At 37.9% G+C, this 17,124-nt stretch carries 16 protein-coding genes and 1 riboswitch; of the genes, 9 read left to right on the top strand and 7 right to left on the bottom strand.

Translation table 11 applies throughout. The features are described 5' to 3' along the window. Positions 1–83: 83 nt before the first annotated feature. Both SNE38_RS11940 and SNE38_RS11935 read left to right on the top strand, forming a co-directional pair. On the top strand, positions 84–221 hold the full coding sequence (locus SNE38_RS11940) for a hypothetical protein (RefSeq protein ID WP_191704616.1): 138 nt from the start codon (positions 84–86) through the stop codon (positions 219–221). Positions 222–421: 200 nt separating this feature from the next. Beyond that, the gene (locus tag SNE38_RS11935) at positions 422–1,534 is read left to right on the top strand and encodes an amidohydrolase (RefSeq protein ID WP_191704617.1); all 1,113 of its coding nucleotides are present in this window, start codon (positions 422–424) and stop codon (positions 1,532–1,534) included. 311 nt (positions 1,535–1,845) lie between these two features. Here the strand turns inward: SNE38_RS11935 and SNE38_RS11930 are convergent, their stop codons facing one another. Beyond that, entirely contained in the window at positions 1,846–2,553 is a 708-nt protein-coding gene (locus SNE38_RS11930; protein WP_191704618.1) for a Fe-S oxidoreductase, read from the bottom strand. A 108-nt stretch (positions 2,554–2,661) separates the two neighbouring features. Here SNE38_RS11930 and SNE38_RS11925 point away from each other — a divergent pair, with 108 nt between their 5' ends. From SNE38_RS11925 to SNE38_RS11910, 4 genes are all read left to right on the top strand, one after another. Continuing rightward, on the top strand, positions 2,662–3,090 hold the full coding sequence (locus SNE38_RS11925) for a DUF4395 domain-containing protein (RefSeq protein ID WP_191704619.1): 429 nt from the start codon (positions 2,662–2,664) through the stop codon (positions 3,088–3,090). Between the two features lie 363 nt (positions 3,091–3,453). Continuing rightward, positions 3,454–4,728, top strand: a complete 1,275-nt coding sequence (locus SNE38_RS11920) for a polysaccharide deacetylase family protein (RefSeq protein WP_191704620.1) — start codon at positions 3,454–3,456, stop codon at positions 4,726–4,728. A 32-nt stretch (positions 4,729–4,760) separates the two neighbouring features. Then, positions 4,761–5,255, top strand: a complete 495-nt coding sequence (locus SNE38_RS11915) for a sigma-70 family RNA polymerase sigma factor (RefSeq protein ID WP_191704621.1) — start codon at positions 4,761–4,763, stop codon at positions 5,253–5,255. Between the two features lie 3 nt (positions 5,256–5,258). Beyond that, complete coding sequence (locus SNE38_RS11910; protein ID WP_336046553.1) at positions 5,259–6,329, top strand: S26 family signal peptidase; 1,071 nt, start codon at positions 5,259–5,261, stop codon at positions 6,327–6,329. A 26-nt stretch (positions 6,330–6,355) separates the two neighbouring features. Here the strand turns inward: SNE38_RS11910 and SNE38_RS11905 are convergent, their stop codons facing one another. The 3 genes from SNE38_RS11905 to SNE38_RS11895 form a co-directional block, all read right to left on the bottom strand. Next, positions 6,356–7,324: a DMT family transporter gene (locus SNE38_RS11905; RefSeq protein ID WP_191704623.1), complete on the bottom strand. Its 969-nt coding sequence runs from the start codon at positions 7,322–7,324 to the stop codon at positions 6,356–6,358. Positions 7,325–7,403: 79 nt separating this feature from the next. Continuing rightward, complete coding sequence (pepT, locus tag SNE38_RS11900) at positions 7,404–8,630, bottom strand: peptidase T (RefSeq protein ID WP_191704624.1); 1,227 nt, start codon at positions 8,628–8,630, stop codon at positions 7,404–7,406. A 31-nt stretch (positions 8,631–8,661) separates the two neighbouring features. Beyond that, on the bottom strand, positions 8,662–9,324 hold the full coding sequence (locus tag SNE38_RS11895; protein ID WP_336046552.1) for a lysoplasmalogenase: 663 nt from the start codon (positions 9,322–9,324) through the stop codon (positions 8,662–8,664). Between the two features lie 218 nt (positions 9,325–9,542). Here SNE38_RS11895 and SNE38_RS11890 point away from each other — a divergent pair, with 218 nt between their 5' ends. Then, positions 9,543–11,219: a hypothetical protein gene (locus SNE38_RS11890; protein ID WP_191704626.1), complete on the top strand. Its 1,677-nt coding sequence runs from the start codon at positions 9,543–9,545 to the stop codon at positions 11,217–11,219. Positions 11,220–11,300: 81 nt separating this feature from the next. On the opposite strand, the gene SNE38_RS11885 is transcribed toward SNE38_RS11890, so the two are convergent. The 3 genes from SNE38_RS11885 to SNE38_RS11875 all read right to left on the bottom strand — a co-directional run bounded on the left by SNE38_RS11885 (position 11,301) and on the right by SNE38_RS11875 (position 14,499). Beyond that, positions 11,301–11,687 (bottom strand): hypothetical protein, encoded by a 387-nt coding sequence (locus tag SNE38_RS11885; RefSeq protein WP_336046551.1) that lies wholly within the window; start codon positions 11,685–11,687, stop codon positions 11,301–11,303. 508 nt (positions 11,688–12,195) lie between these two features. Next, a complete protein-coding gene (gene nfsA, locus SNE38_RS11880) occupies positions 12,196–12,930 on the bottom strand; it encodes an oxygen-insensitive NADPH nitroreductase (RefSeq protein ID WP_336046550.1) in 735 nt (244 codons plus the stop codon). Positions 12,931–13,017: 87 nt separating this feature from the next. Beyond that, positions 13,018–14,499 carry a DASS family sodium-coupled anion symporter gene (locus SNE38_RS11875; protein ID WP_191704629.1) on the bottom strand — a complete coding sequence of 494 codons (1,482 nt, stop codon included), beginning with the start codon at positions 14,497–14,499 and terminating at the stop codon, positions 13,018–13,020. A 356-nt stretch (positions 14,500–14,855) separates the two neighbouring features. Continuing rightward, a riboswitch (SAM riboswitch) is annotated at positions 14,856–14,970 on the top strand. Positions 14,971–15,089: 119 nt separating this feature from the next. Here SNE38_RS11875 and SNE38_RS11870 point away from each other — a divergent pair. Further along, positions 15,090–16,394: an O-acetylhomoserine aminocarboxypropyltransferase/cysteine synthase family protein gene (locus SNE38_RS11870; RefSeq protein WP_336046549.1), complete on the top strand. Its 1,305-nt coding sequence runs from the start codon at positions 15,090–15,092 to the stop codon at positions 16,392–16,394. 188 nt (positions 16,395–16,582) lie between these two features. After that, positions 16,583–16,981, top strand: coding sequence for a hypothetical protein (locus tag SNE38_RS11865; protein WP_191704631.1), 399 nt, complete (start codon positions 16,583–16,585; stop codon positions 16,979–16,981). Positions 16,982–17,124: the final 143 nt, after the last annotated feature.

Here is a 17,124-nt window from a genome sequence, read left to right as displayed (position 1 = left end):
CTAATAATAGTTGATTTTATTAAAAATCCATTATATTATTTAAATTAACTAAAAATTCTAATAATTAAAAGAGGTGGATGTGGATGACAACAATTTTAAAATCAATGCTTGAGACATATTTGTTCGATGAAGAAATGGATTTCGAATCATCGGAGCAACAAGAGGTGTCTGAAAATGAAGAGCGTACTCAATATCCAAATGGATTTTTCTCAAGCCTATAATATAATTTTTGATATGCATACTTTTTTCAGAACTTATCGGTGTCTATCCAATTAAGCAATTGGGATAGATGCCATTTTTAATTTTATGCGATTCTTGAAACTTTGGCAGTTGAAGTTTCACTTTATTGGGCAGTAATAATGTAGAATATAAATTTTGTACTGTATAATAGGGATACTAAATAATATTTGAGGTGCGTTTCATGTTAGCAGTAAATTCAACGGAACAAATGATTTTTGATTGGTTTCAGTATTTCCATGCAAATCCTGAAATAAGCTGGAAGGAAGATAATACGACAGCTAAAATAGCTGAAATACTAGATGAGATGGGCGTAAACTATAAAAGGTTTGACGATGTGACAGGGCTTGTCGCAGAAATCGGGCAAGGTGACGAGACAGTCGCGGTTCGTGCAGATATTGATGCACTTTGGCAAGAAGTAGACGGCGTGATGCAGGCGAACCATTCTTGTGGACATGATGCAAATATATCAATCGTTTTAGGGGCGCTCTATGCATTAAAGAATGAATCGTTAAAGAAGAAAATTCGATTTATTTTCCAACCTGCAGAAGAAACAGGTGGTGGGGCGCTAGCAATGATTGAGCGTGGTGTTATAGAAGATGTAACACATTTATTTGGAGTGCATTTACGTCCAATGGAAGAGCTCCCTTTAGGAAAAGTTGCTCCGGCCATTTATCATGGGGCTGCTGCATTTTTATCCGGAACAATTACTGGAATTGATGCACATGGTGCTCGTCCCCATCAAGGGAAAAATGCGATAGATGTAATTGTAGCGATTCAGCACATGCTGAAAAATATTCATATTGATCCATTTGAAGTGTATTCCGCTAAGCTAACGAAGATTGTAGCGGATGGCGGAAGTGTGAATATTATTCCGGGCAATGCAAGCTTTTCGATTGATGTGCGCGCTCAAAAAAATGAAGTCCTGACAAAAGTGCAAAACTATGTGGAAAAAGGTTTAAAGCAAATCGCAGAAATGTTCGATATTGATGTTGCTTCGGACTGGTTAGATGTCACACCGGGTGCAGAAGTATCTAAGGAGGCGGCTGCTTTGGCAGAGCGTTCAATTATTGAGGCGCTTGGAAAACAAAGTTTGGCCCAGGCCGTCGTCACACCGGGTAGCGATGACTTCCACTTTTATACGATAAAAAATCCACAATTGAAGGCTACGATGATTGGTGTCGGTGCAAATCTTGGACCGGGTCTTCATCATCCGAAAATGTCGTTTGATGAAAAGGCATTAATTGATGGAGTGAAAGTAATTGCCACGACGTTAAAAAATTGCGCAAATGAATAATGATTTGAAGCGATGCTATGAAATGTAGCATCGTTTTTGTTTGGAAGAAGCAGGAGGGAGTGCTTGCTACGGATATTAGAAAAGTTGAAGCGGTTATTAGAAAACTTGGAATGTTTATTAGAAGGTACTTAGTATTTATTTGAACTTTTGACCACTTTATTAGCACATAGGCAAAGTTTATTAGCAACTCAGAAATTTATTAGAACTTTTCAGATTTTATTAGAAAAAGCAATTCACTTATTAGAAAACATCTACGCTCCAACACCCTAAATTAAAAAAGTGCCGTTATTGAACGACACTTAAATTGGAAATTATTTTATCGGGCAGAATCCGCAAGCGATTAGCCCCGGAATGTCTTTCGAGAAGCAACAGCTTTTCCTAACTGGCTGATTAATTAGTGCAGAAGGACTTTTCCCGCCTGTGTAATTTAAAAACAGGGATTTATCCGAGAAATAGCGCCAAACCTCTTTACCTTCAAGCAATTCTAAGTCCTCAAAGGCACGGTCGGCAAGTGCCGGATTCTCGAGTAATGTATGATAGTGCCATAGCATATACCCGAAGATGTTCTCCCATAAAATAAGTGGGGAAATCGACGTCGTTTTACGTAATTGACCAATAATAACAGATGTTTTATATAAAATATCCGTCATCACACGCTCGCGCTCATCATCTTCCACATAGCGAAAATCATTCGGGTTGATATACATACCGAGTGTATGTATCCCATATTCCTGAACAATGGCGAATCTTAAATTTTCTGGCTTGCCATCCCAGATTTCATCATAAGTTGTCAGCATATAAAACTGCATTGCCACAAACATGCCATAGCGACGACCAAAGTGAGAAATGGCCGCAGTTTCTGTTGCAGCATTCGTTATCCCCATCATTAAATTACGAAAGTCCGTTAAATAAAAGTCTTTATGAAGATTGGCCAATGTAAATAATGGACGGTCTGGTTCTTCCGTAAAAATACTGTAAGAATTTAATTGACGAACTTGATCGTATGAAAGTGCAGGCATTTCAATCACCTTTTCTTAAAAATTGTTTACCTTTACTATAACATTTCTCTTCACAAACGAGTGGAAAAACGCTACGATAAACTAAACATATAAGAAAGGTTGGTTTTTATGGCAAAACCTATTTCTATTCCTAGACCGTTAGTTCGAGTGAATCAGTGGACTATTTTTCTCTCCGTCATATTAACGTGGGTGACGGGACAATATTGGCTTTTGGCAATTCCTTTAGTAGCAAATTTGCTTGGGATCTTTACGGGATTTAACCCGATTATGCGATTGGCCAAATTATTTTTAACGAAAGATGTGAAATCTTATATCCCGGAAGATGTTGCTCAGCAAAAGTTTAACTCAACGATTGCAAGCATTTGTTTGGCAGGCGGATTATTAGGATTTGTCTTTCAAATGCCGGTCGTCGCTTATAGCTTTACAATTATGGTCGCGCTCGCATCATTTATTGCGATTTTAGGATTTTGTATAGGTTGCTTTATTCATTTTCAATGGAAACAGTTCCAATACCGTCGTTCTATTAGAAATACTTAAAAAGTTTTTGAATTATATTGACAATGATAGTGATAATCATTATCATTATAAATGTAGCAAGAGCTTATTTGTAATACAGTACAAGTAAGTCTGAGCTAACCGCTTTCTCCAGGAGCTAGTTAGCTCAGAAAATATTATTCTAAACCCCCTCATTTAGAATGTAAGTTTGACTGTGTGTCAGACTCTGAGTTTTTCACCCTTTGTTTTTTCATCTAGTTTACTTCCTTTTTGGAAGACCCGTTACCCGTATCAGCAAATTGATACGGGTATTTTTATTGTAAAAAAAAATAAAAATTTTTTGAAACTAATTTTGAATTTCTCCGTCTGTACGTTGCTTTAAAAGAAAAGCTAACGGAGGAAATTATGAAAAAGGTTATTACTGTAGGGGTATTTGCTGCTTGTGTATTATTGATAGCAATTCAATATAAAAGTTTTGGTCAAAATATCGAACGGGCTGTCGCCAATGAAAACGATGTTGTTCAAGTGGATAATGAATTACAAATTGAACAAGCGACACATCTGTTTGAAAAAGTGCTTCTTATAGAAGAAGCACAGCCAATTTATATGAAAGGGAAGGCGCTTGTTGAAATTGGAACTGTGCAGCCAGGTGCATCTTTTGCCATTGCAGGGGAAGATGAGCTTTTTTATGAATTGCGGTTCGGTAAAATAACGGCATTTATAAAAAAGGGAAGTGCAACCGTTGAAAAACGGGAAATTCAAGCATTAGTCAATAAAGAGGTGACAGGTTCAGTCAAGGCAGATGAAAGAGTGGCTGTCTATGAAGAAACAAGCTTTGATAGCGCGGTTATGCTCCAGCTTGCACAAGGGTTCCGCTTTCCGATAGTGGGAGAAATAGGGGATTGGTTTATTCTAAAAATTGGCGAGCGTGCGGGTTATATACATAGTCAATCAGTTGAAATAGATGAAGGTATTCCGGTTTTAGTGTATCATCATATTTTACCGCAAGATGAGATGGTGACAGAGGTGAGTACTGTTTCGGTTGAATCATTTGAGCAGCAAATGGTCTTTTTGGCCGAGGAGAATTTTGAAACGATTACAACAGCACAGCTTTATGATTATTTGGAAGGTCGCCAGATTCTATCGACCAATTCGGTACTTATTACTTTTGATGATGGCTTATTATCGACTAAGGAATATGCCTACCCAATTTTAAAGAAACATGGGTTTACAGCGGTACAGCATATTATCTCCTCTCGAACGAATCGTTTTGAAGGCGAGCAGGTTTTTAATAGTGAAGGACCGCTTCAGTTTTTTACGGAATATGAGATGGAACAATTAGCAGATGTGTTTTATTATGAAGCACATACAGAAGATTTGCATCGCCTCAATAGTGAAACAGGGCTTGGTGTAGCACTTGAACTGTCGGCTTCTGAAATTGCAGACGACTTAAAACGAAATGTTGCGACGCTTAAAAATGCGACATCGTTAGCGTATCCGTTCGGTCATTATAATGAAGAGATGGTTAAAGCGATGAAGGAAGTCGGGCTATTGATCGGCTTTACGACAAATGAAGGCTATGCAAATATTGAGCAATCAAATTATGAAGTAAATCGTTTTGGGGTAACAGAAAAGAAAACATATGAACAGTTCACTTCTTATGTAAAGGGGGTGTTCTGAAAATAGAAAGATAGAAGGTGTTAATAGCTAATATGAAAGATTTTGACGCCATATTAGATGAGCATACGCGTTATTTAGTGCGCATCGCATATTTGTACGTGAAAAATTGGGCTACCGCAGAGGATATCGTACAGGAAGTATTTTTGACATACTATCAAAAGAGCGATCAATTTCGCAACGAATCATCGTTGAAAACGTATTTAACTAAAATGACTGCCAACCGGGCAAAAGACTATTTACGTTCGTGGAAACATAAAAAGGATGTTTTCTTCGATACGGTTTTTGCACAGACAAAGGGTGCAGATGAAGAAGTTATACAAAAACAGCAGCTCGCTTCTCTCGAACAAAAGTTATTCCAGCTACCACTGAAATACCGTGAGCCACTCATTTTATATTATTATAACGAGCAGTCGATTGTGGAAATTGCCTTATTTTTAGAGCTTAATGAAAATACGGTGAAAACGCGTCTGCGTCGAGCAAAGCAGCAATTAAAAGAGTTTTTTAACGAAGAGGAAATGGAGGGATGATGCATGGATCCATTTAAAAAGCAGCTGGAAGACATGATGGGTGATACAAACTTGCAGGAAAGCCGAATAAAACAGCGTGTGAAAAAAGATTTAACGACACCAAAGACAAAGCGTTCATGGCATGTGCAAGTGGTGACAGCAGCGGTTGCAGCGGTTGCGGTATTCCTATTTATGACAGCAGCTCCTTTTACCCAAAATTCAGCAAATGAAGGGCGGGGTGTCCCTTATGATCCGCTTGATGATTTGGCGCAAATCGCTACCCTTCAAAAATCAAAGCAACTTTCAACAATTGATTATGATGCTTTCGCACAGCTACCAGTGCTTGAAGAATTAACAGATTTACAATATATCGATAAGGATTCCTTTTCAATTGCAGGGAAAGAGGAACTTTATCATACGGTTATTGAACGAAAATCTAATTTATTTGATGAAGTTGTATATAAAGCAGGCGATATTGTTCGAACGATGACAAATACGAGCAGTCATTTGCCTATTTATGAAAATGCCTACTATGAAGTGATCGCTGTGCCGGGAGACCGGGTCGTTTTGCAGAACGGCAAGCTAACAGTGAATGGTAAGCCTGTCCAATCGGAACTAATGGCATTGTATGAGGAAAACGGCAATACGATTGCAGGCGGCTATGACCAATTATTAAATGCACGAGAATATTTTTTAGTAAACCATTTCCCAGCTGAAAATACTTTGCAGGCAGGAACGATTACCGCTGTGCATAAAATTTATGGGGAAGTAGTAGGGTTGGCACAGCAAAATAAGACGGATTCCATTTATTTTGAGTTGTCAAATGACTATACACCGGACCAATATTTCGATTTATATTTATATGACCAGATTTTTGGAGAAGGAACAATGAGTGAAAGGTTGTCAGCCCAAGATAGTGCATTTCCGCATGCCAATCGCTTAGGGGAGCTGTTTTTAGAGGCATCTTACCGCAGTGTTACGTATCTATCCGACACAGAAGTAGAAATTCGCTACCAATATGGTCGTGAAGGGGTAGGGGAATATGTATTTAAAATGTATAAAGATCAGACAGGCGTATGGCAATGGGGATTATAAAAAATGGGTAGTGACAAAAACTGTCGCTACCCATTTTCGTTTTTCAGCTGCAATCTTTTTCTATTTACTAGTACTGTATGATAACTATGTAACAGCAATCCGACGATGATGACAGTTAAACCTGCTAAAGCGAGTGGCTTTGGTAACGGGACATTAAGCAACATCATTTCACCAATCACAACAAAGAGTACTTGGATGGATTGGGTTGCTTCCACAGCGGCAAGTTTCCCTTGATCATGTCGTACGCGGTCAGTAGCGATAAAGAATAATACAGTAGCAATTACACCGGATGATACCGCCACAAGAAGCGATTGGTATAGTTGACTGGCAGATGGTAAACCAACTGTAAAGAAAGCATAAACTGCGAGTAGCACCCAAATCGGTAAAGAAGCAATTGTCATACCGAGCACACGTTGGAATGGATCAACTCTTCCGCCACAAAGTGCCATCATTTTTCGATTGCCAAGTGGATAAGCAAAGGCTGCTATAATGACAGGGATTGTTCCAAGAAGAAGGCTTTTCGTTGAAACCGTTTGTGATTGTGGAATTTGTATCATAAAAATACCGATTAAAATAATACCCGAAATACTTAACGATATCAGTGGTATTTTTGCCCGTACTATCTTTCCGGCAATGGTGGAAAGGAAAAGTGGTGCAAGAAGTAGACCAGCTACAATGGTAAATTGCCATGTACCCGATACGAGCCACCCGGGTCCATACGCAGCAGCAAATGTAAGAGGGGCATAAAATAGTACAAAGCCTATAAAGCTCCATCCAACCCATGCAACGGGGCTTTCCTTCATTTCAGTTGATAAAATACGAAATCCATTTTTTCCTCGAATAGCCACGATTGCTATTAAAAAGGGGACCATAAAGAAGTAACGAAGGGAAGAGCTCCAAAGCCAGCTGCCCCCTTCCAGTTCCATGGAACGGTTTAAAATAAACGTAACAGCAAAAAATAATGAAGCTAAAATGCCAATGAATATCTCCTTCATTTCACACCACCTGAATAGTTATAATTTTCCGTCTATTAAGTGTACAAAAAATGGAGCGAATTCAATCGCTCCATTAATTTTAGTTGCGTTGTTCAAACAGCTGAACGATTTCAATAATGACTTCAGCAGCCTTTTCCATCGTTTCTGCAGATACGAATTCATATTTTCCGTGCATATTTTCTCCACCTGCAAAAATATTTGGCGTTGGCAAGCCCATGTATGATAGCTGCGAACCATCTGTACCACCACGAATTGGTTCTACAATTGGAGTAATATCGAATTTAGCAAAGGCATCTTTTACGATATCGACAATTTCCATTACGGGCTCAATTTTTTCACCCATATTGTAGTATTGGTCTTCAATTGCTACAGTGATTGCCTCTTTGCCATACTTTGCTTGCATCTCTTGCCCTACTTTTGCCATATACGCTTTTTTCTCTTCGAATTTTGCGCGGTCATGGTCACGGATAATATATGACATCGATGATTCTTCAATGCCACCATTAAAGTGCATTAAATGAATAAAGCCTTCGTAGCCGTCTGTTTTTTCAGGAACGGCATCTTTTGGCATTTCGTTCTGGAACTCGATGGCCATTGTAATCGAGTTGACCATTTTATTTTTTGCTGAGCCTGGATGGATATTCGTGCCGCTCGTCGTTACTTTTACACCAGCAGCATTAAAGCTTTCGTATTGTAATTCTCCTAAAGGTCCGCCGTCCATTGTATAGGCATAATCTGCGCCGAACTTTTCCACGTCGAACTTATGTGGACCACGCCCGATTTCTTCGTCAGGTGTGAAGGCAACACGAATTTTACCGTGCTTAATTTCAGGGTTGTTAACTAAGTATTCCATCGCCGTCATAATTTCTGCGATGCCGGCTTTATCGTCTGCACCTAGTAATGTATTTCCATCTGTCGTAATTAATGTTTGGCCTACATAGTTTTTTAAATTCGGGAAGTAGTCTGGTTCCATCACCAAGCCATTTTTCAATGTAATTGCTTCACCATCGTAGTTATCGATACGCTGTGGCTGTACATTTGTCCCTGTATAGTCGGATGTTGTATCAACATGTGCTAAAAAGCCAAGCGTCGGGACTTCTTTATCTGTGTTTGATTCCAATGTTGCGAAAAGGTAGCCGTTTTCATCTAATGTAATCTCTGTTAAGCCAATCTCCGCTAATTCGTCCTTTAATACATTTAATAAATCAAACTGCTTCATTGTAGAAGGTGTGGTGTCTGAGTTGAAATCTGATTGTGTATCGATTTTTACATAGCGTACTAAACGTTCAATTACTTTTTCTTTCATATGAAAAAGACCTCCTAAATACATATTGCTTTTATTGTACACTCTTTATTTCGGTTTTTGAACTAATTTTGAAGTATTGTGCAATGCTGAGCATCAAGAAAAACTGGGCAGCGTAATAAGTGAACATAATAAGCTCATGTGCATAGGCAACATCAAACATAAAGCGGTTGATTGCCAAAATGGAATCGGACGCAATAAATAAGAATGCACCGATAATTGCAAATGCACTCCCTGTGCGAAACGAAGTCCAGCCCATTGTCAAAATAACTAAAATATATGCCGTTACAGCAATTGCCAAAATCGTATCCCCTTTTTGGAATAGACTCCCCGCAATCCAAATCATCATGGCAGCTCCATATAAACCTAAAACAATTTTCACATAAAGCGGTGTTTTTGCTTTATTCGCAGAACGGAAAGCAAAAATATAAAAAATATGTCCCGTTAGGAAAAAGCTCAGCCCGATGATGAACCATTGTAATGTATAATCACCAATCGCGCAGAAGATTAATCCAATTAATATAAGCCAGTAATAACGGGATTTAACAGGAGCTTTTGTTAAATACGCCAACGCTATTAATAAAAGCATTGGCAACAGTTTAAATACCATCTTCAACGAACTATCAATCGTCTGAAAAAGAAAAACGTAATAAAGACCTAGACCAAAGAACAAAATAATTAGTATTTTACGAGCCATCCATTTACCTCCTAAAAGAATATTAAAAAGGGCAAAACAATAATGATTATGAATAATAGCACTACACTCGTATTATAGTATATAAATCTATTTATTGAATAATTTACCAAACAAAAAACGTAATATATAGTTTTTTTATTACTGTAATGAATTTTTCCTAATGTTTATGAATCTTTTTTTTTACTTATTCGTAAATAGAACAGAGAGAGGTGAGTAATATGGGACAGTTATTGCTAATAACGGCAATTGGTTCACTTTTAATAACATTACTTTTAGTACCGCTAACAAAACAAGTTAAAAATAATGAGCTATCAACAAAAACATTTTCCATACTAGCGATTACAACATTTATTTTAAGTTTTATTTCTGTGTTTTTAACGGTTTATATATCTAAAATTGATCTGAGCTGGACAATATTCTTATATGTATTACCCGTAGTGGCGATTGCAGGGGCAATATTTGCAGTCGGTGTTGAACAAAAAATAAAATCGGCTATCGTGCTTGGTGGGATAATCGGAATAGGCTATTTAGTAAGTGCACCATTTTTTAATGCTGATGAGAAATATGAATCTGCTCAAATGAAAGAGCAAACAGAAATTTCGCCGTTTGATGAGAAGAAAACACCGGCGAGTGTGCCACCACAATTCGTAAGAAACAAAATGAAAAAAGCCTTTGGTCAAGTACCAAACACAAGCTACTATGAATTAGGAAGCTTACAAATTCAAAAAGTAAATGATAAGTATGTGTATATTGCACCTGTGGAATTTTCCGGTGTATTTAAATGGTTCAATGGAAAAACGACACCAGGTTATTTCACAATGAGTGCGACGGATTCCAGTGATAATCCGAAATTTATTAAATCGGAAATGAGCTATGTTCCATCGGCCTACTTTAATAAAAATCTGGAACGCCACATTCGATTAAATTATCCTACGTTGATTTTTTACGGTGATCCTCAATTGGAAATCGACGAAGATGGTCATCCTTATTACATTCGATCATTTGGGGAATTTATTTCTGCGCGTAACGGCTTTGACGTAAAAGGTATTGTACTTGTCGATGCAAAAACAGGTCAATCTGAAATGATTGCGACGGCGGATGTTCCGGAATTTATTGATGGCGCAGTATCTCCAGAGACAGTAAGCTTACAGAACAGTTACTACGGAAACTATGTCCATGGCTTTTGGAATAGTCTTGTCGGTAAAAAGGATGTAAAATTACCGAGTGATGAAGGTACAGAAGCAAATGTAAGCCCAATCTTTATGGAAGATGGAGAAATGTATTATTTCACTGATTTCACTAGTCCTAAAGAGGGCGTTGATTCAATGCTTGGCTATGCATTAACACATGCACGTTCAGGTGAAGCAACTTATTATACGGGGAATTTGGAAGAGTCCTACATGGATTCACAAGGGGCTCTAGATATAATTGAGAAAAAATTCATCGAAAAAGAATGGAACGGTGAAATGCCGATTCTTTATAATTTTTACGGAGAAGCAAGCTGGCTATCGGCTGTTTTAGATGCAAATGGCTTCTTACAAAACTATTTCATCGTTTCCGCGGCTAATCCGGAAATTTCAGCATTCGGTACAACACCTAACGAAGCGCTAAGACTATATAAAACAGCCCTCAGCAGGGGTGGAAGTACGGTAGATGGCTCTTCGAATGCCGAGGAAGCACAGTTGGCATCAGAAGTTGTCCGTGTTTATAAAGAACGTGTAGGGGATTTCACAATTGTATCGTTCTTAACAAAAACTGGTGAAAGCTTTATTGTAAGCTCAGAAACAGCACCTTTTGCGATTTACTTGCAGGAAGGCGATAAAGTAGTGCTGACATATGCAAAAACAGGGGAAGATTTCCAACCTGTAAAAGCACTGCAGATTGTAGGATTATAATAAAAATAAAGGAGTATGCCGTTAGTTTCGGCACGCTCCTTTATTCTTTAGGTAAAACATATTTTTAACAATTTGCTGCATCTAATACTCTTGAATAAAATGCAGCATTTTTTTATAACGTTCTTCAATATGATTATCCGAATAAAGTGTAATTGACATGAATTTTTCGTTTTGTTCTTTTAAAATTTCACGCAATTTCGCAAATTTCTCTCCTTGTTCACGTTCGAGAATATAATGTAAGTGGAAAATTTGCAATAGGGCCACTTCCGGGTCTTCCAAATTGCAAACAAATTTAATCTGCCAAATATGTGTATAGGAGATATATTGATTTACATAAGCAGTTATTGCTTCATATTTTTCTTTATTAATATGTGATTCAATCTGATTGTGGAGATCTCTTAGTGCAGTGTTAATATCAATTATTTGCAATAAATGTTTGCGCACTGTTTTTAAATGTTGATGTTCCAAGGATTTTGCTACAAGGCTAGAGGTCATTTTAATTCCTTCCTTTTATTAAAGAGGTAACATTATTTTAACAAAACTTAGTATAAAAATCTTAGGTATTAAAGATCGAATTAACTGCGGCAATAAAATTAATTTCCATTATGCTTATATAGAAAGAACTAACGAGAAAAAATCCACTAGTATAATGGAAACCAATGTTAGCGTTGTAGAAAAATAAAAAGAGGGTAGGACATAAGTAGAAATCTCATAGAATAAGAAGAAAACCCTCACTAAGAAATGGATATTTAATAAAATTGATTGGAGGGGCGAGTGTAGCTGACGGCTATCACCTTTCGCTACAAGCAAAGCTTCCTGCGGGAGTAGCGTGATGCCTGAGGCTACAGGCTCTGGCCACGCCCGTGGAAAGCGTCCCCGGAATGGGAATCAATTGTGTGTACAGCAAAAAAACATCATTTTTCTCTCAGAGAAAAATGATGTTTTTGATTTTGTTCCAGCCTCTTTAAACTTTCTATTACTTCCAGTTAAATCCTTTAGAAGCTAAGAAATTCTTAATATGCGGTCGTTTTTGTTCAATTAAATAGTCAGCCATTTGCTTCGTCCATGTAGCTATTTTTTGATTGGAAGAACGGCTTGCGTAATAGCTTTCCATTGTTGCATCGTATTCATCTAAAAGAGTTTCATACTTTTCAACGTTATAGCTGTTTTCGTGTAACACGGCATCTACTGGTAAACGTGGTTTTGTTTCGTTTCGTTTTGTAGGTGTCCCGATTGTCATTGCAAATAGTGGGAATACATTTTCCGGCAAGTTGAATAGGTCGCTAATCTCATTTGGATTTGTACGTGCACCGCCAATATAGCAAATACCGTAGCCCATTGCTTCTGCTGCAACAACGAAGTTTTGAGCAAATAGTGAAACATCTGCAACCCCTACAAGTAAGTTTTCCGCTGAGTCTGTGACGATGTTAACACCGTGCTTTTGACCTGCTGCTTGTAATCGCTTGAAGTCTACGCAAAATAGAAATGAGGCACCAGCTGTTTGGAATTGGAATTCATTCTTCGATAGCTCACCTAATTTTGCTTTCTTTTCTTCATCCGTTACCCATATAACACTATATGCTTGAACAAAGTGTGAGCTTGCTGCCATTTGGGCCGTTTCGATTAAATCAATGACCGTATCTTTTGAAATTACTTCACCTGTATATTTCCGAACAGATGAGTGACTACGTAACAATTCTCTCGTTTCCACATGAACATCTCCCTTTGTATGTATTAGAAAAGCTTAAAGGAACGATCCCTTTAAGCTTATTTTAGTCAATTTTCTATGTGAAGTCGATTATAATAGCCCAATCCATTTCCAGTAGGTTGCACTAAGAAGAAGTATTAAAATATAGCCAACGATTGTTAGCGGAATACCTGACTTCAAAAAATCCTTTGTTGTAAATGCGCCTGTACCATAAGCAAGCATGTTTTGTGGCGCGCTTACTGGTAATAGGAATCCGAAACAAATAACAAATTGCTGGATTAACACAAATCCAATTTGGTTTTCTACAGGCATCGGTAAACTAATAGCCAATGCAATAAATACGGGAATTAGTGCGGAAGCCAAGCTCGTCGCAGATGCAAAACCTAAATGAATGACAATGTTGAAAACAGTAACTAATGCAATGGTAGCTAAAATAGGCATTGTATCTAATCCAAGAGAACCGAAAATCGTATCGGACAGCCATGCGGCACCTTTTGTACTTAAAAGCGTCGTTCCGAGTGAAATACCAACTGCAAAAACAATCAATGTACCCCAATCAATACGGCTAGAAGCTTCTTTCCAATTGAATACACCAATTTTAGGTGTCAGTAAAAAGGCAATTGCCAATATGGTGATTGTTGTTGTATCAAATGGATGCAATTTTCCTTCTGTAGACCAGAAGAATAATAATAAAATAGATGTAATGATTAACGTGATTTCTTTGCGTTTTAATGGACCTAGCTCTTGTAATTGCACACCGATAATTTCTTTTCCGCCAGCGATATTATCCGTTTCTGGTTTTATTAATTTAATCATAACGAAGAATAATACAAATGACATGATAATAGAAAACGGCGCAGCATACATAAACCACCTGCCCCAGGAAATATCGACTCCAAATTCAGAGTTAATAAAACCAAGTGCTACTAAGTTTTGCGCAGCAGCAGTTTTAATCCCCACATTCCAAATTGAAACAGCTTGAGTAGCGGTAATAACTAACAACGCCGCAAGTCTACTTTCTTTTGATAAACCAAATGCAGCGACAACCCCTAATAGAATGGGTACAACTGCACCAGCACGAGCGGTCGCGCTTGGTACAACAAAGGCTAATACAATTGCTACTAAAATTGCGCCAACTACTAATGCTTTCGTTTTTGTTCCAACCAACGATAAAACCCACAGTGCAATACGCTTATGTAAGTTTGTAATTTGCATCGCTGCCGCTAAAAATAATGCGGCTCCGACTAATGCAACGGAGGAGCTACTAAATCCACCTAATGCTAATTTTAATGCTTCATTTGTACCCATTTGTACAGAAGGATCTTCCATACTCGGAGCCAAACCCAATAAAACAGCGATGGATGCCAAAATCATTGCAGAACTAACCGGATAGGCTACGGCTTCGGTTACCCATAATATAACGGCAAATGCTAAAATAGCTAATGCTCGTTGTCCAACAACGGGAAGATCTCCACCACTATTTGGAAGTAAAACAATTGTAATGAGTGCTGCAAACGCTAAAACTATCCATACAGGTTTTAAATTTCGTTTACTTGTCGCTTCTGTTGCCATACGTAACGCCTCACTTCATTTAAAGTTTTAGTTAAATAATAAATTAATAAGAAAAAATATACCCATTTTTCTAAAAGTCAAACGTATTCTTTATTTCCAATTGTAGGGGAAATCCTTTAACAATTATGATTATAGCACTTCCGAAAAATGATTAATGTTAATATTTGGTGAATAAATATCTTGAGAAAAATCTTGTTTTAAGCAGAAATTGTATAGAAGAGTATAATTATTTTAGTGTAGGGAGATAAACCATTTTTGAGAATAAAATTAAAATCAGAAAATTTTAATTTTTTGGTTGACTTATAGAATTACTCTGTTTTATACTGAAAATCAACGATGGAACATAAATCACATATCTCTTATCAAGAGCGGCGGAGGGAATAGGCCCTGAGATGCCCGGCAACCAGTGAGTGATCAACTGACTAAGGTGCTACATCCTACAAAATGGACAGTCATTTTGAAAGATAAGAGGAGGCAAACTTGCTCATACGCAAAACCCTCTTCTTAACTGAAGGGGGTTTTTTTCATTTAAAAAATCCTCCTCAAAAACACCGATTTCACCATCGAATAATTTTTAGGAGGTTATTAGAGTGACGAATTTAAGACCAGAAACTTTATTATTGCACGGGGGGCAAAAGCCAGATCCTGTGACGGGGGCAATTGCAGTTCCCGTATATCGTACAACTGCCTATGCATTCAATGACACTGCTCATGCGCAACGTCTATTTGCATTACAGGAAACGGGCAATATTTATTCTCGTATTATGAATCCGACAGTTGGGGCATTTGAAGAACGTGTTGCTTTACTTGAGGGTGGCACAGCTGCAGTAGGGCTATCATCTGGCGCAGCAGCAGTGGCATTCTCCATTTTAAATGTAGCCGGTGCAGGAGATGAAATTGTCGCAGCAGGTTCTCTTTACGGAGGGACATACAATTTATTCGCAACAACATTGCCACGCTACGGCATTACGGTCAAGTTTGTAGACGAATCAAATCCGGAAAATTTCCTAGCGGCAATTACTGATAAGACGAAAGCAATCTTTGCTGAAATTATCGGAAATCCAAGCTTGAAAGTACTGGATATTGAAGCGGTAGCAAACATCGCTCATGACAATGGTCTTCCTTTATTAATCGACAGCACATTTGCTTCCCCATATGGAAGTAATCCGATTGAATTCGGCGCGGATGTTGTCATTCATTCTGCAACAAAATGGATTGGCGGTCATGGAACGACGATTGGCGGGATTGTCGTTGATGCCGGGAAATTCGACTGGACGCAAGGAAGACATCCAGGATTTACGGAACCGGATACTTCTTACCATGGCCTACGCTACGGGATTGACACAGCAGGCGCTGCATTTGCGACAAAGCTTCGTGTTCAACTATTGCGTGATTTTGGTCCAACATTATCTGCTGACGCGGCATTTAATTTCCTACAAGGACTAGAAACGCTTCATTTGCGTATTGTCCGACATAACGAAAATACACAAAAAGTTGCAGAGTATTTAAGAAACCACCCATTTGTGGAATATGTAAATTACAACGGCTTTGAAGATTTTGCAACACATGATTTGGCGAAGAAATATTTGAAAAACGGCTTTGGATCGATTATTACGTTCGGCATTAAAGGCGGACGTGAAGCAGGTCGCCAAGTAATTGATAACGTGGAATTGTTCTCGCATGTAGCAAACGTTGGGGATGCCCGTTCATTAATTATCCATCCTGCTAGTACAACACACCAACAATTATCTGCAGAAGAATTAAAAGTAGCCGGTGTTTCAGAGGAGCTCATTCGCTTATCAATCGGTTTAGAGGCAGCAGAAGATATTATCGCGGATTTAGAACAGGCATTAGCGAAAGTTGCGGCTGAAGTAGGCGCAGAAACAAACGCATAAAACTTTAAAAAAGGCTTAGCTTTTCCCATTCGAGAAGCTAAGCAATTTTTAGAAAATTAATCCCTACTATTTATATAAGTTTTATTGACAAAGTTAATACCTAGTAATACAATTGGAATAATAAAACTACCAACCAAAATATTTGAAATAATGTTGCAGCATTATTGAAAGAAAAGGAGTTGTTCGACATGGGGAAAGTATACAGTGCACAAAATGTAGCAGCCTATATTATTTATGAATTAAACGAAGTAAAGGAATATATAAACGCTTGTGCAATTCAGCAAATTTTAGCGGATGTAAATGTCATGTGGCAAAAGGTTTTTGGGCATAGTGCTTTCTCAGAACAAACTCACAATCTAGAAACAACAGGCTATGTCATAAAGGAAGTGGATGAGGAGTATAACATTCATGGAAGTGCACATATTTTAACTCCTGCACGCGAATGGTTTTTAAAATACGGCGAGTTCCAGTTAGTGCAACGTCCATATGCGGTGCCAAATTACTCCGTAAAAGAAGAACTTGTTATGACAAAAATTTTAAATGCGCATCGTTTGCGCGTATATAATTCCGTAAATGTAGCAGTATAAAATAACTTTAAACACTAGCCAGAGAATTTCTGCTAGTGTTTTTGTTTACCCAATTTAGCTATTAAACAATAGAATTTAAATGAAATTTGACCGTTTACAGTAAACAAATGTCCTTCTAGGAGAGATTCTCCTTGTTTTCATGT

The organism is Solibacillus ferritrahens (assembly GCF_037027585.1).
Lineage (GTDB): Bacteria > Bacillota > Bacilli > Bacillales_A > Planococcaceae > Solibacillus > Solibacillus ferritrahens.
Note: the sequence above shows the minus strand (reverse complement) of the source record. Positions and strands in the feature narration are given on the sequence as shown.

Bases quoted from the DNA above. Each gene is read 5' to 3' on its own strand.
- SNE38_RS11865 (WP_191704631.1), top strand. From the start codon at position 16,583: ATGGGGAAAGTATACAGTGCACAAAATGTAGCAGCCTATATTATTTAT.
- SNE38_RS11895 (WP_336046552.1), bottom strand. From the start codon at position 9,324: ATGGCTCGTAAAATACTAATTATTTTGTTCTTTGGTCTAGGTCTTTAT.
- SNE38_RS11875 (WP_191704629.1), bottom strand. From the start codon at position 14,499: ATGGCAACAGAAGCGACAAGTAAACGAAATTTAAAACCTGTATGGATA.
- SNE38_RS11930 (WP_191704618.1), bottom strand. From the start codon at position 2,553: ATGCCTGCACTTTCATACGATCAAGTTCGTCAATTAAATTCTTACAGT.
- pepT (WP_191704624.1), bottom strand. From the start codon at position 8,630: ATGAAAGAAAAAGTAATTGAACGTTTAGTACGCTATGTAAAAATCGAT.
- SNE38_RS11890 (WP_191704626.1), top strand. From the start codon at position 9,543: ATGGGACAGTTATTGCTAATAACGGCAATTGGTTCACTTTTAATAACA.
- SNE38_RS11910 (WP_336046553.1), top strand. From the start codon at position 5,259: ATGGATCCATTTAAAAAGCAGCTGGAAGACATGATGGGTGATACAAAC.
- SNE38_RS11920 (WP_191704620.1), top strand. From the start codon at position 3,454: ATGAAAAAGGTTATTACTGTAGGGGTATTTGCTGCTTGTGTATTATTG.
- SNE38_RS11925 (WP_191704619.1), top strand. From the start codon at position 2,662: ATGGCAAAACCTATTTCTATTCCTAGACCGTTAGTTCGAGTGAATCAG.
- SNE38_RS11940 (WP_191704616.1), top strand. From the start codon at position 84: ATGACAACAATTTTAAAATCAATGCTTGAGACATATTTGTTCGATGAA.
- SNE38_RS11915 (WP_191704621.1), top strand. From the start codon at position 4,761: ATGAAAGATTTTGACGCCATATTAGATGAGCATACGCGTTATTTAGTG.
- SNE38_RS11905 (WP_191704623.1), bottom strand. From the start codon at position 7,324: ATGAAGGAGATATTCATTGGCATTTTAGCTTCATTATTTTTTGCTGTT.
- SNE38_RS11935 (WP_191704617.1), top strand. From the start codon at position 422: ATGTTAGCAGTAAATTCAACGGAACAAATGATTTTTGATTGGTTTCAG.